The sequence below is a fragment of the Acinetobacter colistiniresistens genome, assembly GCF_024582815.1.
Lineage (GTDB): Bacteria > Pseudomonadota > Gammaproteobacteria > Pseudomonadales > Moraxellaceae > Acinetobacter.
In genome coordinates, this window is sequence record NZ_CP102099.1 from 1253372 (window position 1) to 1268989 (window position 15618).

General features: G+C 43.3%; 12 protein-coding genes, 2 tRNA genes and 2 rRNA genes. 6 read left to right on the plus strand and 10 right to left on the minus strand.

Features of this window, described 5'->3' with window-relative positions; genetic code table 11:
- Nucleotides 1-66 precede the first annotated feature (66 nt).
- From NQU59_RS06050 to NQU59_RS06075, 6 genes are all read right to left on the minus strand, one after another.
- Entirely contained in the window at nucleotides 67-516 is a 450-nt protein-coding gene (locus NQU59_RS06050) for a DUF2147 domain-containing protein (RefSeq protein WP_043972204.1), read from the minus strand.
- A 236-nt stretch (nucleotides 517-752) separates the two neighbouring features.
- Complete coding sequence (locus tag NQU59_RS06055; protein WP_005238686.1) at nucleotides 753-1199, minus strand: DUF2147 domain-containing protein; 447 nt, start codon at nucleotides 1197-1199, stop codon at nucleotides 753-755.
- An 84-nt stretch (nucleotides 1200-1283) separates the two neighbouring features.
- Nucleotides 1284-1952: an LrgB family protein gene (locus NQU59_RS06060; RefSeq protein ID WP_005276248.1), complete on the minus strand. Its 669-nt coding sequence runs from the start codon at nucleotides 1950-1952 to the stop codon at nucleotides 1284-1286.
- 11 nt (nucleotides 1953-1963) lie between these two features.
- Nucleotides 1964-2326 (minus strand): hypothetical protein, encoded by a 363-nt coding sequence (locus NQU59_RS06065; RefSeq protein WP_043972199.1) that lies wholly within the window; start codon nucleotides 2324-2326, stop codon nucleotides 1964-1966.
- Nucleotides 2327-2365: 39 nt separating this feature from the next.
- Nucleotides 2366-3712, minus strand: coding sequence for a ribosome rescue GTPase HflX (gene hflX / locus NQU59_RS06070; protein WP_257065324.1), 1347 nt, complete (start codon nucleotides 3710-3712; stop codon nucleotides 2366-2368).
- A gap of 74 nt (nucleotides 3713-3786) precedes the next feature.
- Nucleotides 3787-3927 (minus strand): hypothetical protein, encoded by a 141-nt coding sequence (locus tag NQU59_RS06075; protein WP_005238698.1) that lies wholly within the window; start codon nucleotides 3925-3927, stop codon nucleotides 3787-3789.
- A gap of 190 nt (nucleotides 3928-4117) precedes the next feature.
- Between NQU59_RS06075 and NQU59_RS06080 the strand changes: the two genes are divergently transcribed.
- Nucleotides 4118-4951, plus strand: a complete 834-nt coding sequence (locus tag NQU59_RS06080; protein WP_257065325.1) for a lysophospholipid acyltransferase family protein — start codon at nucleotides 4118-4120, stop codon at nucleotides 4949-4951.
- On the opposite strand, the gene NQU59_RS06085 is transcribed toward NQU59_RS06080, so the two are convergent.
- Nucleotides 4944-6506 (minus strand): phospholipase D family protein, encoded by a 1563-nt coding sequence (locus tag NQU59_RS06085; RefSeq protein WP_010589972.1) that lies wholly within the window; start codon nucleotides 6504-6506, stop codon nucleotides 4944-4946. The genes NQU59_RS06080 and NQU59_RS06085 overlap by 8 nt on opposite strands.
- 169 nt (nucleotides 6507-6675) lie before the next feature.
- On the opposite strand from NQU59_RS06085, the gene NQU59_RS06090 reads away from it, so the two are divergent.
- Nucleotides 6676-7686, plus strand: coding sequence for a metallophosphoesterase (locus NQU59_RS06090; RefSeq protein ID WP_005238703.1), 1011 nt, complete (start codon nucleotides 6676-6678; stop codon nucleotides 7684-7686).
- A 51-nt stretch (nucleotides 7687-7737) separates the two neighbouring features.
- On the opposite strand, the gene NQU59_RS06095 is transcribed toward NQU59_RS06090, so the two are convergent.
- Genes NQU59_RS06095 through NQU59_RS06105 form a run of 3 tightly spaced genes read right to left on the minus strand, consistent with a single transcriptional unit; the run spans nucleotide 7738 to nucleotide 9928 of the window.
- Nucleotides 7738-8217: an OmpA family protein gene (locus NQU59_RS06095; RefSeq protein ID WP_005238705.1), complete on the minus strand. Its 480-nt coding sequence runs from the start codon at nucleotides 8215-8217 to the stop codon at nucleotides 7738-7740.
- Nucleotides 8218-8225: 8 nt separating this feature from the next.
- On the minus strand, nucleotides 8226-9449 hold the full coding sequence (locus NQU59_RS06100; protein WP_026040180.1) for a diguanylate cyclase domain-containing protein: 1224 nt from the start codon (nucleotides 9447-9449) through the stop codon (nucleotides 8226-8228).
- Between the two features lie 5 nt (nucleotides 9450-9454).
- Entirely contained in the window at nucleotides 9455-9928 is a 474-nt protein-coding gene (locus NQU59_RS06105; protein WP_005238710.1) for a YfiR family protein, read from the minus strand.
- Between the two features lie 556 nt (nucleotides 9929-10484).
- On the opposite strand from NQU59_RS06105, the gene NQU59_RS06110 reads away from it, so the two are divergent.
- From NQU59_RS06110 to NQU59_RS06125, 4 genes are all read left to right on the plus strand, one after another.
- Nucleotides 10485-12021: ribosomal RNA gene (locus NQU59_RS06110) — 16S ribosomal RNA — on the plus strand.
- Nucleotides 12022-12080: 59 nt separating this feature from the next.
- Nucleotides 12081-12157, plus strand: a tRNA-Ile gene (locus NQU59_RS06115).
- A 55-nt stretch (nucleotides 12158-12212) separates the two neighbouring features.
- A tRNA-Ala gene (locus NQU59_RS06120) sits at nucleotides 12213-12288 on the plus strand.
- Nucleotides 12289-12696: 408 nt separating this feature from the next.
- Nucleotides 12697-15584, plus strand: a 23S ribosomal RNA gene (locus NQU59_RS06125).
- Together the 16S and 23S rRNA genes with 2 tRNA genes alongside form the textbook arrangement of a ribosomal RNA operon.
- Nucleotides 15585-15618 lie beyond the last annotated feature (34 nt).

Here is a 15618-nt window from a genome sequence, read left to right on the forward strand (position 1 = left end):
TCACGTCCAAGCCATAAAAAAGCCCTGCATCTGACAGGGCTTTTTTATGGCTTGGACTCGGTAAATTTAATTGACTCGGATCCAGATTTGGCTTCGTCCTAATGCAGAGACACCAACATAACCGCGTAAATGTAAGCGCTGCCCATTAGAACTTAGTTTGGCAGTCAGGCTATAAACACGAGCTCCATTGGGATCAAGGATCTTGCCACCTGTATAGGTCAGGTCATTTTTATGCTTGAGTTGAGTGATAACATTTAGGCCTAAAATTGGCTTGTTGGTATAAGGCGCAGGGCAGCCTGTGCAAAATTCTTTGGGGGTATAACCTGTACGCGGGGTAATTTTAATGATTTTACCTGTATAAGAACCATCGGCTTCTTTTATGATTTCAACCTGTCCTTTGGGGGCACCTGTCACATCATCAACACTTTGCCAAATCCCGGTAATATCTTGAGCAAAAGCAAAATGACTGAAGGTCAATAGAAAGAAAAAAGAAATCAGTTTTTGGGACAAGTTCATGTTTAAGCCTCCTTGCTGCCATGGTTGTATCCTATTATTTCTGATTTCTAATTAGAGATTCAATTGTTATTTTACAGTTGTAAATTATTAATCGTTGACGTTTCAATCAAATTTTTGAACGGAAAATAAAAAAAGCTTCTTCATTATAATACAAGATGAAGAAGCTTTTTTTGACGACAACCGAGATCTGTATGATCAGTGCAATGTGCGCATCGTGGCGCTAAATTTTATTTAACTTACTCGGCGCGAATCCAGATCTGATTACGGCCTAAAGCAGAAACCCCCAGATAACCGCGCAAATGCAAGCGTTTACCATTGGCACTGAGTTTGGCTTTCATACTATAAACTTTACCTGAGTTTGGGTCGAGAATACGGCCGTTGGTATAATTCAGACCTTCACTATGTTTTAAGCCTGTCACCACATCCAAACCAACAATCGGTTTGTTGGTATAAGGTGCTGGACAATCTACGCAGGTTTCTTTTGGTGTATAGCCCGTACGTGGCGTAATTTTAACTACTTTGCCTGCATAAGTTCCATTGGCTTCTTGGCGGATTTCAACCAATGCTTTAGGTGCCCCCGTTTTGTCATCAATACTTTGCCAGAGCCCCGTAATATCCTCTGCAAAAGTAAAACTGCTCACCGCAGATAAAAATAATGCACCTAATAATTGTTTGCTCATCATTAAAAATCCTTTTAACGTTTAAGCTTACATTATGGAGGATATCTGACAACTAGTTCAATCTTTATGTGATATTTGTGGCAAATTTTAAGATAAAGAGAGAATGAATGTAGGGAGCCAAATGGCTGTAAATACACCATTTACTGCCATGCCAAAGGCCGCATAACGTCCTGTAACAGGGCCACGTTGCCATGCTTGCGCCGTACCGATCGCATGTGCAGCTAAACCTAAGGCAAGACCAGAAGCACGCTCATCGTGAATATGTTTTAAGATCCATGGCGAGAATGCAGCCCCAATCACTCCAGATAGAATCACAATCAGGGTGACCATCATTAAAGGAGCATGCAGGAGCGTTGCGATGTTCAATGCAATCGGGGTGGTCACGGCACGGGTGGCAAAAGCCATAATGGTTGGTTCAGACATATGCAGCAGATAGGCCAAGCTCATCGGTAAGGCAACCGCACTGATGCTGGCAAAACCAAGGATGCCAATCATTGATTTAAGTGGCAAATCATCATAACGCATGGCAGCCAATGGAATGGCCAAAGCAACCGTGACATAGCCAAGCAGGTGACTAAAAACGTTGTTCACATTATCCATATACTGTTGATATGGAATACCAAAAATGGCTAAGAATGCGATGACAATAAACATGCCAAATACAATTAGTGGAATCTGTGGAAATTTCTGATTCAGTGGTTTAGCAATCAGATAACTAATCAGGGTAATAATGAAGCCATAGATAACCATTGACATAGATCAGCTCCTTATAACCAGCGTTTCGCCATTTTGGCATAGACCCATAATGGCAATAATGTACTAAAGGTTAGGATAAATAAGAATGCAGGAATTTCTTTGCCCATATGTACCAGCATAATTAATGAGCCTGCACAAATCGGCAAAAAGGCGAAGCCGCTTTCTTTCAAGATTTTATTATTGGTGTCTGTCAGGCGATTGGAAATTTTTCTAAACCGCCTCCAGATCAGTAATGTGATTAATAAACTGATCAGACCAACCAGATTGCCCAGTTCTGGGTGACCAAAAAGTTTTGTGATCGCAACAGCCCCTTCACGATAGACAATGATTAAGAGAAGTGTGCCAAACCAAGCTGTCCAATCTATATTTTTCATTTTTTTACTCTTGTCTATCCAGATGATGGCTGACCACAATTAAGGTGTTGGGTGATCAATCTCAAATTCTTCCAAAGGTCGTTGGAATAGGGAAGCTTTTTTCCCAAGAATTTCGTCTAATGGTAAATGTGCTTGTTTAATGAGTTGTTCCAATTTGTGTGGCGCGATACAGACGGATAAATGTAGATCACCTTGATCATCATAATGCTCAGATTGAATCACATTCAAGCTGTAGAGTTGGGTACGTAATTTACCGTAAGCCGCTTTGAGTACCAGATCAAATTGTTGTAGCTGTCCCATTAAGCATTGTTGCACTGCTTCGCTGAGTTGTTCAAGCCCTTGTCCTGAATGTGCCGAAACATAGACGCGATCAGGCAGACCCGGCGTTTTATAAATGATTTTGGCTGCATCGCCACTTAAGTCAATTTTATTGTAGACCTGCAAAACTGGGGCATCAGCACCGATTTCCTTGAGTACCGACTCTACGGCTTCGATCTGTTCAGGCATATTCGGGCTGCTGCTATCAATTACATGTAAGAGCAGTGTTGCCTCTAGCGTTTCTTCTAATGTGGCTTTGAAAGATTCAACCAGATCATGTTGTAAATTTCGGACAAATCCAACGGTATCAGCCAGTACAACCGTACCGACACCATCCCAGTCTAAACGACGTAAGGTTGGATCGAGGGTTGCAAACAGTTGATCAGCTGCATAAACATCGCTTTTAGCAAGGATATTGAATAATGTCGATTTTCCAGCATTGGTATAGCCCACTAGTGAAATGGTCGGAATGGCGGCTTTTTGACGAGCAGCACGACCTTGTAAGCGGGTTTGCTGAACTTTGGTCAGTTTATCTTTGAGTTGGGTAATACGGACACGGATTAAGCGTCGATCCGTCTCTAGTTGCGACTCACCTGGCCCACGCAGACCGATACCGCCTTTTTGTTGTTCTAAATTGCCTGTAAAACCACGAATCAAACGGGTAGAGAGGTGTTTTAGCTGAGCCAACTCCACCTGTAATTTACCTTCATGGGTACGTGCACGTAAGGCGAAAATATCAAGAATCAAACCAGTGCGGTCAATCACGCGGCACTTAAGAATACGTTCCAAATTGCGTTCTTGCGCAGGCGAGAGTGAATGGTCAAAAATCACCAACTCTGCTTCATGGCTTTTCACTAACTCTGCAATCTCATCAACTTTGCCAGAACCAATAAAAAACTTTGGATCGGGTTTATTGCGCTGCACAATGAGATGTTCAAGGATTTCAGCGCCAGCAGATTGAGCGAGCAATCGGAACTCTTCAGCATCCAGATCATCGAGCAGGTGAACCGATACACTGACTAAAATTGCCCGTTCACCACGATGTTGATGCTGCTCAAAATTTTCCACGCTGTTCTGAAATCCTTATTTTTAAAGTCTTATTCTAGAATAAACCTCAAGCAAAGGGCAAAGACTTCGTGGATTTATATGATATTACGACGTAATAGCTCAATGAATCCAACCAATGTACCCATGTATAAAATTGACCATCCCAGAAACATTCTTAAAGCATAGCCATAAGGAATGGTGGTTTGTGGTTCGGATGTTGTGCTTTGCTGATTCATCACATCACCTTTTGATCAGTAAATTCGATCTATTTATAATATTTGATCTGATAAATCTTTTAAAATTGGAAAAATTTATGCTCACATTCGTTTTTTGTTATGGTGAAAACTTCTATAAATTGATATCGGCATGATATAACAAGTTTAATTCAATGCACACGTGCATCTATGCGTACGGTTTTAAGAATTTATGACTCAACAAGCAACAGCAGTAAATCATCCTCCTTTAAGTTTGTTTTCAAAATTTAGTTTATACAGCAAAAAATTAGCTGCAGGTCTCGAAACCATTGGTGAGGGTTTTTATCTTATTTACCGACATGGCTTATATAAAGACCCGAATAATCCTGTAAATACCCGTTATGTACAGTATTTCTGCCGTCGATTATGTGAAGTATTCAATATTGAAGTGCAAGTGCACGGCAGCATTCCGCGTGAACCAGCACTATGGGTCAGTAATCACGTCTCTTGGCTGGATGTTGCGGTGTTGGGTTCTGGGGCACGTATCTTTTTCTTGGCCAAAGCCGAAGTGGAAAAATGGCCGATCGTCGGTAATTTAGCAAAAGGTGGCGGGACTTTATTTATTAAGCGGGGCTCTGGAGATTCGGTTCGAATCCGTGAACAAATTGCTGAGTTCTTAAAGCAAGATATTCCGGTTCTGTTTTTTCCCGAAGCCACAACGACTGATGGCAGTAAGGTTAAAAAAGTCCACGGACGTTTACTCGGCGCTGCTATTGAAGCACAACGACCGGTGCAGATTTGTGTGATCTGCTATGTTAACCAACAGGGGCAACTAGATTTGGTTGCGCCATTTATTGGTGAAATGAGTTTTGCAGAACATGTACAACGTGTTTTGGAAATGCCCAAAGTTACTGCACATTTGCTCACTTTACCCGCGATTCCTGTGGCAGGTCATACTGTAGAAACGTTGACCAAAGAAGTAGATCATCAAATGAGAGCGGGTTTGGAGCGTTTGCAGAGAAAGGTGCTTGCCGTGTTACCAGAAGAAGCCTTAGAAACTACATGAAGCCTTCAATCGGCAGCCATGAAATCAGTTTCATACCTGCTCTTTGCCACCATTTCATTTTCGGTTCTTTGGTATAAATCAGAGGGCCGTGAGGTGTTTCACGCTGCCAAGTAATTTTATTGTTGGCATCTAAAACTAAACGATAGGCATAGGTCTTCAGGTTTTGATCCATGGTGGCATGCACTGCTTGTGCCAATGGTGGGCTATTCAGTAACACGCCAATCTCAGTATTCAGGTAGGCTGAGCGCGGATCAAAGTTAAATGAGCCGATAAATACCTGTTTTTCATCAAGTGCCATTAATTTGGCATGTAAACTGGAACGGCTTAAACCTTTAATATTGACCTTGGCTTTTTTTGCTAGCTCTTCGGTATGTTTGTCTAAATCACTTTTATCGAGTGCGGGCAAAAATTCATAGAGTTGTACACCATTTTCAAGTAATTCCTGTCGATATTTACCATAGAAAGCATGCACGACAGCAACGTCATTGGCTTTAAATGAATTTGTCAGGATTCTGACTTTAACTCCATCTTGTGCCAAATCACTTAAAATTTTTGCCCCCTTTTTTTCTGGAACAAAATAGGCAGAAATTAAATCAATATTTTTTTCGGGCTGTTCAAGATGATTGATCAGCTGAAAGTTGAGATGTTCTTCTTTTTTAGCTTTTGATTTAATTTTGTCGGGGGAGTCTTTCACGACTTCAGCTTTGACCCAATCGAGTGAAATATCACGATTCATTAAGGCATTAATGGCGACCGACTGGCTGGTTAAATCCAAATAGTTTTGAACCGTAATGCGTTTATAGTGTTCATCGAGTTGTTGTTTAAGGCTTTCATAGCTTAAACGATGAGAACGCTGTTTGACGACTTCCCGAACATCATAGGCATATTCATGATTCCAATAATCATCAAATGATTTGGAGATATCTTCTACAGCTGTACCAAACAACATCACATCCACATCGGAAAATTGGTAATTATCACTGACGTTGTAATATTGATTAGTCATATTGCGTCCACCGATCAAGGCAACCTGATGATCAGCAATAAAACTCTTATTGTGCATGCGACGATTGATACGTTTTAAGTCTAGCACCATATCTAGCGCACGATATTTACGAAAACGATAGGGATTAAAGAGCTTAACTTCTATATTGGGATGTTGTGCGAGTGCAAGAAAAATGCCTTCGGTATGCTTGGCATTATTATCATCAATCAAGAGGCGAACCCGAACACCTCGATCTGCAGCGCGAATCAAGGCATGTAAAGCCAAGGCGCCAACTTTGTCGTTATCCCAAATATAATATTGTAAATCAAGAGTCTTTTCAGCCTTGTCAATCAGGCGAAGTCGTGCTGAAAGAGCTTCTAATGGTTCATATAAAACATGATAGCCAGTTAGATCGGGATGCTGTTCTTGCAAAGGCTGAATGACCTGTGCGAGTGAAGTATGAGAGGTATCAATCTGGGCAGATGTTTGGATGATCGGTTCAATTTTATGCTTGGGTAAGGTGCTACAACCTGTAACGGTCAGCGCAATTGAGCAATAAATCGCAATCATACTTTTATTGTAAGCACTTGTACTTATCTTTGTATGTTTGTTATTTAAATGAGAAAATTGCGTCATAATCGTCACTGATTAAAAGTTGGGCTTGAGTATACCACTTCATCGAAAAAGATAAATATAAGATGAGATGGATGGCCCTAAAGTGAAGTTAATGAGGGCTTTAATGTCGAATTCGGATACTATTATTCTTGGTTTTTATCTTATTTTCGCTGTTCTGGCGCTCTGGGCTTTGATTCAGGCCTGGGTACACCAATCCCGTACAGAAACCATTCATCCATTTAAAGCTTTTATACATTTATTGGCGTTTTATCTGTCTTATTTATTGATTCCACTGTGGTTTTTTAGTGTTTATGCGGGATGGGTCGAATATTACAGCCTGCATCAGGCTGGCTTCATCTTTTTACTCAGCAGTATCTTGATCTATGCGCGTTTTATCGAGCCGCATCAAATTCATGTAAAACATCATCAATATCGACTGAATTCAGAGCGTGAGTTTCGCCATCCAATCAAAGTTGCTTTGGTTGCAGATATGCATGTCGGATTATTTTCTGGACACGAACGTCAACTGAAAAGTATGGTCAAGAAATTGAACCAAGCGCAACCGGATTTGGTGGTGGTTGCAGGGGATTGGACCTATGAACCTGAAAATCGACTGGTGCAGGAATTGGCTGTTTTAAAACAAATTCAGGCTCCCGTTTACTCAGTCCCAGGTAATCACGATGAACAATATCCAGGTCCACCGATTCAAGAGCTGCTAAAAAAGGCTTTAGAGCTAAACAATGTTATTGATATTGAAGGCAAGATTGTCGAATTTGATGAATTTCGCCTGATTGGAATTGGTGATTTGTGGGCAGGGAAGGCAAATATGCGATTTATGCCCGATTTACCTCAAGATAAACCTTGGCTGATTTTGTCGCACAATCCAGATACGGTAGATATGGTTCCAGAGCTGCCAACGCGACCACTCATGTTATCTGGTCATACACATGGCGGGCAAATTGAGTTGCCATGGATTACCAGTTACATCATGAAACGTGTCTCTATTTTAGGTCATAAAAAGGGCTTTTATACACATGAACATGCAGAAGTTTTTGTGACCGTTGGTACGGGGATGGTCGGTGTACCATTTCGGTTTCGGGTTCCACCAACGATTGATATTATTGAACTGATCTAAAAAAAGCCGACTGCATTGCGTCGGCTTTTTTATGCTATGGAGCAGTAATTATTAAGGAATAATGATGACATTCACACGACGATTGCTGGCACGATTTTCATCAGAGGTATTTGGAACAAAAGGCTGACTCGCACCACGACCGACTACAGTTAAGTTATTCGGCTTGAACCCTTGTGTGATAAAGATTGTTGAAACACTCTGAGCACGTTCTTCTGAAAGCTTCTGGTTATACTCAGGATTGCCGATATCATCAGTATGTCCTACAATTTTTAACTTTTGTAAGTCATATTTGTTCAGCTGGTTTGCTAAACGGACAATTTCCTTTTGATGTTCAGGTTTGATTTCTGCTTTATTAAAGTCAAACAGCAAACGTTCTGGTAGACCTAGGGTCCAGCCCTCATCGGTCAAAACGAAGCCTTCTTTCTTTAGCATTTTGACCTGACGATACTTTAATGGACCAAAACTCAAGCAGCCAGCCAATGTTAGGCAGAGTAACGCAATAAATGAAATTTTAATGGTGTGAGCGCGCATAACATGTCCTAAATTTCTGGTTTATAAAGAAACCAATGTGGGTTTAAATGTTTAGCTCTATACATAGCTTGATCGGCCTGCATGATCAAATCCTCTGGATTCTCTGCAAACTGAGAAAAAGCAACCCCTAAGCTAAAACTGAAATGAATCATTTGACCATTAAACTCTAAAGGTTCTCCACAACTTGCAAGAACGCCTTCAGCAATTGTTGTTAAATGATCGGTATGATGAATTGAATGTAAGATGATGGCAAATTCATCACCTCCTAAACGAGCAATAAAATCCTCATGACGAACTGAAAGTCTTAAGCGTGTAGCCATTTCTTTTAAAACTGCATCTCCAGCTAAATGTCCAAACTCGTCATTGATGTATTTAAACTTATTATTGTCGATAAACAATAAAGCAGAGTTGTGACGATACTGCGGGTTTTCAAAGATATTAAATAGCTCTTGGTAAAAATAATGGCGATTTGGCAAACTGGTGAGTTGGTCGTGATGCGCCTGAAATGAAAGTTGACGATTTTCTTTTTGTAGATGTGTGTGCCAGATCTGGATTTCTTCTAACAGTTCATTGAAAACCGTGTTTAAGTTCTGAAACTCATGAATGTGGTTATTCGGGAAACGTAAATTATAAGCTTTTTGATCACTGACCAGTTGTGCAATATGCGTTAATGGTTTGATCGCTTGCATAATTTGGCGGTAAGTAATGTTCACAGACCAAAGCAGGGCAATCACAATGAAGAACATTGAAATGGCGAGACCAATGATAATGGTCTTTAAAAAATGCAAAATATTTTCAGAACTGCCATACAGTACCAACTCGCCTACTTTTTTCTTATGATGCACAATCATGAGTTTAACAGGATCATGAAGAAACCAGCGATCCATTAAATCTTGCATGACGGAGGTATGAGCAACTTTCTTGCTACTTTCAGCTAACAACTGTTGTTGAGGATCGTAGACATGAATACTGCGAATGGCATGTTCACTGGTATAGTCATCAAGAATTTGATCAATGGCACCTTTATCCCTAAATACTACGGCAGGCTGAACACGCTCCAAAACGGTTTGGCTCAATAACTGTAAATTTTGCTTTGCATAAGTTTCCATGGTGAACATGGAGATGGTGGCGAATGTAAAAGAACAGATCACAAAGGTAATTGCAAAGATTGCAAATTGTGATTTACGAAATAAAGCATGTAAGGATGTTGATTGGTATAAGTTTGGAATCACAGTGCTTACCCCGCATTCTTTGCTAAAAGTAAAACACGTGGGTCGATATGCACTTTGGAATAGCTTAAAGCCTCCAAATTCACCTTGAAGGTAGAAAAGGTCTTTTTATTATATAAGCAGAAAATACTTCCTACTTCGCATGCCGGGTTATTGGTGCTTAAAGAAAGCAAAGATCGAGAAGGGTAGGCCTGAATTAAATTCTGCTGTTGCTGTGGAGAGGTTGTGGTGAAATAGGCAACATGACACTCCGTTTTTGGAAAGTCTTTAGCACTAACCGCTTGTACCTGATATTCATAAGCCAACTGACGGATATTAGATTGAAACTGATTTGCAGCATCCTGATTGTCAATCACACAAATGGTTGGACGATTGGTATTGGACCATTTGCTATAACTTAAAATAGATAAAGCCAACTCATAGAAATTATGTGTTGAGATGGCATAGCAAAGCGGGCTCGCAGCAAAGGATGCAGCAAGCAATAAATATCGAGCCTTTTTACTAGCAAACCGTATTTTCAATCAAAAGTGCCAAAAAATGTGAAGCAAGAGACATATTCTACTGGACTTAATTGTTTAAAAAAAGTTCTTGAACACAAAGAAAAAGCATTAAAAGTAACTGAAGCGTTCAAAAATTGTTCACTCGAATAAAAAAGTTTATTTAGGGGGTTGTATTGGGTTAGGAATGCTGTAGAATGCACATCCATCGGCGGTGATGCAGATAAAAACTTATTGAGAAACAAGGATTTGGCTGAAAAGGTTAGATTCTTGAGTTGATTGATAAGTTTGCTAAATATCTAAATTACCTGTTGACTTTTAAGAAATTGAGAGTAATATAGCCGACCTAGCTTGATGATGACGAATCATCGAGAAGATCATTAAGAGAATAGAAGAACAACTTGTGTGGATTTTTACTAGTTGATCAATCGAAAATATTTCATTGATTGAAGAGTAGAAATTTCTCGAAGTTTATTTGAGCGAATTTTTAGTCAGAAAATTGATGAGCCAAGATTTGTAGCCATAAGCTACTAATGATTTTAAACTGAAGAGTTTGATCATGGCTCAGATTGAACGCTGGCGGCAGGCTTAACACATGCAAGTCGAGCGGGGAAGGGTAGCTTGCTACCTAACCTAGCGGCGGACGGGTGAGTAATGCTTAGGAATCTGCCATTTAGTGGGGGACAACATTCCGAAAGGAATGCTAATACCGCATACGTCCTACGGGAGAAAGCAGGGGATCTTCGGACCTTGCGCTAAATGATGAGCCTAAGTCGGATTAGCTAGTTGGTGGGGTAAAGGCCTACCAAGGCGACGATCTGTAGCGGGTCTGAGAGGATGATCCGCCACACTGGGACTGAGACACGGCCCAGACTCCTACGGGAGGCAGCAGTGGGGAATATTGGACAATGGGCGGAAGCCTGATCCAGCCATGCCGCGTGTGTGAAGAAGCGCCTTATGGTTGTAAAGCACTTTAAGCGAGGAGGAGGCTACTTAGATTAATACTCTAGGATAGTGGACGTTACTCGCAGAATAAGCACCGGCTAACTCTGTGCCAGCAGCCGCGGTAATACAGAGGGTGCGAGCGTTAATCGGATTTACTGGGCGTAAAGCGTGCGTAGGCGGCTTTTTAAGTCGGATGTGAAATCCCCGAGCTTAACTTGGGAATTGCATTCGATACTGGGAAGCTAGAGTATGGGAGAGGATGGTAGAATTCCAGGTGTAGCGGTGAAATGCGTAGAGATCTGGAGGAATACCGATGGCGAAGGCAGCCATCTGGCCTAATACTGACGCTGAGGTACGAAAGCATGGGGAGCAAACAGGATTAGATACCCTGGTAGTCCATGCCGTAAACGATGTCTACTAGCCGTTGGGGCCTTTGAGGCTTTAGTGGCGCAGCTAACGCGATAAGTAGACCGCCTGGGGAGTACGGTCGCAAGACTAAAACTCAAATGAATTGACGGGGCCCGCACAAGCGGTGGAGCATGTGGTTTAATTCGATGCAACGCGAAGAACCTTACCTGGCCTTGACATACTAGAAACTTTCCAGAGATGGATTGGTGCCTTCGGGAATCTAGATACAGGTGCTGCATGGCTGTCGTCAGCTCGTGTCGTGAGATGTTGGGTTAAGTCCCGCAACGAGCGCAACCCTTTTCCTTATTTGCCAGCGAGTAATGTCGGGAACTTTAAGGATACTGCCAGTGACAAACTGGAGGAAGGCGGGGACGACGTCAAGTCATCATGGCCCTTACGGCCAGGGCTACACACGTGCTACAATGGTCGGTACAAAGGGTTGCTACCTAGCGATAGGATGCTAATCTCAAAAAGCCGATCGTAGTCCGGATTGAGTCTGCAACTCGACTCCATGAAGTCGGAATCGCTAGTAATCGCGGATCAGAATGCCGCGGTGAATACGTTCCCGGGCCTTGTACACACCGCCCGTCACACCATGGGAGTTTGTTGCACCAGAAGTAGGTAGTCTAACCGCAAGGAGGACGCTTACCACGGTGTGGCCGATGACTGGGGTGAAGTCGTAACAAGGTAGCCGTAGGGGAACCTGCGGCTGGATCACCTCCTTAACGAAAGATTGGTGACTGGTAAGAATCCACAACAAGTTGTTCTTCGAAGATGTATCTGAGGGTCTGTAGCTCAGTTGGTTAGAGCACACGCTTGATAAGCGTGGGGTCACAAGTTCAAGTCTTGTCAGACCCACCAAATCTGATTGCTGAAGCTTAGATTAAAAGATATGTCGTTCATTAAGTGATAAGCTGGGGACTTAGCTTAGTTGGTAGAGCGCCTGCTTTGCACGCAGGAGGTCAGGAGTTCGACTCTCCTAGTCTCCACCATGAATTAAAAGAGTTTGTAAGAACGAAATTAATTCAAAGCTAAGAAGATTATAGAGTTTAGTGAATACAGTCCAAGTTGACTGGTTTATTAATCTCTGTGATTTATCACAGTTTACTACGCACCGACGAGGTGGTAGTTAATCATTAACAGATTAGTAGAATTGAGTCTGAAATAAATTGTTCAAACTCGATTAATTTGACACTAACGGTAATACGTAAGTATTTCAGTTAGATGAAGAGTTAATCTGAGAACTAGCAAAAACACTGAATCAAGCGTTTTGGTATATGAATTTAGATTGAAGCTGTACGGTGATTAAGTTCACGAAACAACAAGCTGTATGAATTAATGTTTACATTGATTCTGTTGCTACACCCACTTGTAGGTGTAACGACTGTTTGGGGTTGTATAGTCAAGTAATTAAGTGCATGTGGTGGATGCCTTGGCAGTCAGAGGCGATGAAAGACGTGATAGCCTGCGAAAAGCTCCGGGAGGCGGCAAATATCCTTTGATCCGGAGATTTCTGAATGGGGAACCCACCCGCTACAAGGCGGGTATCATAAGCTGAATACATAGGCTTATGAAGCGAACGAGGGGAAGTGAAACATCTCAGTACCCTTAGGAAAAGAAATCAATTGAGATTCCCTTAGTAGCGGCGAGCGAACGGGGAGCAGCCCATTAAGTTGTGTGTGTTCTAGTGGAACGCTCTGGGAAGTGCGAACGTAGAGGGTGATATTCCCGTACACGAAAGGGCACACACAATGATGACGAGTAGGGCGAGGCACGTGAAACCTTGTCTGAATATGGGGGGACCATCCTCCAAGGCTAAATACTCCTGACTGACCGATAGTGAACCAGTACCGTGAGGGAAAGGCGAAAAGAACCCCTGTGAGGGGAGTGAAATAGATCCTGAAACCGCATGCATACAAGCAGTGGGAGCCGACTAGTTCGGTGACTGCGTACCTTTTGTATAATGGGTCAGCGACTTATATTCAGTAGCAAGGTTAACCGCATAGGGGAGCCGTAGAGAAATCGAGTCTTAATAGGGCGTTTAGTTGCTGGGTATAGACCCGAAACCAGGCGATCTATCCATGAGCAGGTTGAAGGTTGGGTAACACTAACTGGAGGACCGAACCCACTGTCGTTGAAAAGCCAGGGGATGACTTGTGGATAGGGTGAAAGGCTAATCAAGCCTGGTGATAGCTGGTTCTCCCCGAAAGCTATTTAGGTAGCGCCTCGGACGAATACCATTGGGGGTAGAGCACTGTTTCGGCTAGGGGGTCATCCCGACTTACCAAACCGATGCAAACTCCGAATACCAATGAGTACTATCCGGGAGACAGACTGCGGGTGCTAACGTCCGTAGTCAAGAGGAAAACAATCCAGACCGCCAGCTAAGGCCCCAAAATCATAGTTAAGTGGGAAACGATGTGGGAAGGCATAGACAGCTAGGAGGTTGGCTTAGAAGCAGCCACCCTTTAAAGAAAGCGTAATAGCTCACTAGTCGAGTCGGCCTGCGCGGAAGATGTAACGGGGCTAAAACTATGTGCCGAAGCTGCGGATTTGACTTTAAGTCAAGTGGTAGGGGAGCGTTCTGTAAGCCGATGAAGGTGTATTGAGAAGTATGCTGGAGGTATCAGAAGTGCGAATGCTGACGTGAGTAACGACAAAACGGGTGAAAAACCCGTTCGCTGAAAGACCAAGGGTTCCAGTCCAACGTTAATCGGGGCTGGGTGAGTCGACCCCTAAGGCGAGGCCGAGAGGCGTAGTCAATGGGAAATTGGTTAATATTCCAATACTTCTGTGTAATGCGATGAGAGGACGGAGAAGGTTAAGTCAGCCTGGCGTTGGTTGTCCAGGTGGAAGGCAGTAGGCATGCATCTTAGGCAAATCCGGGGTGCTCTATGCTGAGAGCTGATAGCAAGCTGTACTTGTACAGTGAAGTGGCTGATACCATGCTTCCAGGAAAAGTCTCTAAGCTTCAGTTACACAGGAATCGTACCCGAAACCGACACAGGTGGTCAGGTCGAGTAGACCAAAGCGCTTGAGAGAACTCTGCTGAAGGAACTAGGCAAAATGGTACCGTAACTTCGGGAGAAGGTACGCTGCTGACGGTGATGGGACTTGCTCCCTGAGCTATTGGCAGCCACAGAAACCAGGCCGCTGCAACTGTTTATTAAAAACATAGCACTCTGCAAACACGAAAGTGGACGTATAGGGTGTGATGCCTGCCCGGTGCTGGAAGGTTAATTGATGGGGTTAGCGTAAGCGAAGCTCTTGATCGAAGCCCCAGTAAACGGCGGCCGTAACTATAACGGTCCTAAGGTAGCGAAATTCCTTGTCGGGTAAGTTCCGACCTGCACGAATGGCATAATGATGGCGGCGCTGTCTCCAGCAGAGGCTCAGTGAAATCGAAATCGCTGTGAAGATGCAGTGTACCCGCGGCTAGACGGAAAGACCCCGTGAACCTTTACTGCAGCTTGACATTGAACTTTGACCTTACTTGTGTAGGATAGGTGGGAGGCTTTGAAGTTAGAACGCTAGTTCTAATGGAGCCGTCCTTGAAATACCACCCTGGTAATGTTGAGGTTCTAACTCTGCCCCGTAATCCGGGGCGAGGACCATGTCTGGTGGGTAGTTTGACTGGGGCGGTCTCCTCCTAAAGAGTAACGGAGGAGTACGAAGGTGCGCTCAGCGTGGTCGGAAATCACGCGTAGAGTATAAAGGCAAAAGCGCGCTTAACTGCGAGACCCACAAGTCGAGCAGGTACGAAAGTAGGTCTTAGTGATCCGGTGGTTCTGTATGGAAGGGCCATCGCTCAACGGATAAAAGGTACTCTGGGGATAACAGGCTGATACCGCCCAAGAGTTCATATCGACGGCGGTGTTTGGCACCTCGATGTCGGCTCATCTCATCCTGGGGCTGAAGCAGGTCCCAAGGGTATGGCTGTTCGCCATTTAAAGAGGTACGCGAGCTGGGTTTAGAACGTCGTGAGACAGTTCGGTCCCTATCTACCGTGGGCGCTGGAAATTTGAGAGGATCTGCTCCTAGTACGAGAGGACCAGAGTGGACGAACCTCTGGTGTACCGGTTGTGACGCCAGTCGCATCGCCGGGTAGCTATGTTCGGAAGGGATAACCGCTGAAAGCATCTAAGCGGGAAGCCTACCTCAAGATAAGATTTCCTAGGAATTTATTCCTCTAAAGAGCCGTTCGAGACTAGGACGTTGATAGGTTGGGTGTGGAAGCACGGTGACGTGTGAAGCTGACCAATACTAATTGCTCGTGAGGCTTGACTATACAACACCCAAACAGTTGTTGTATTCAAGGTAAA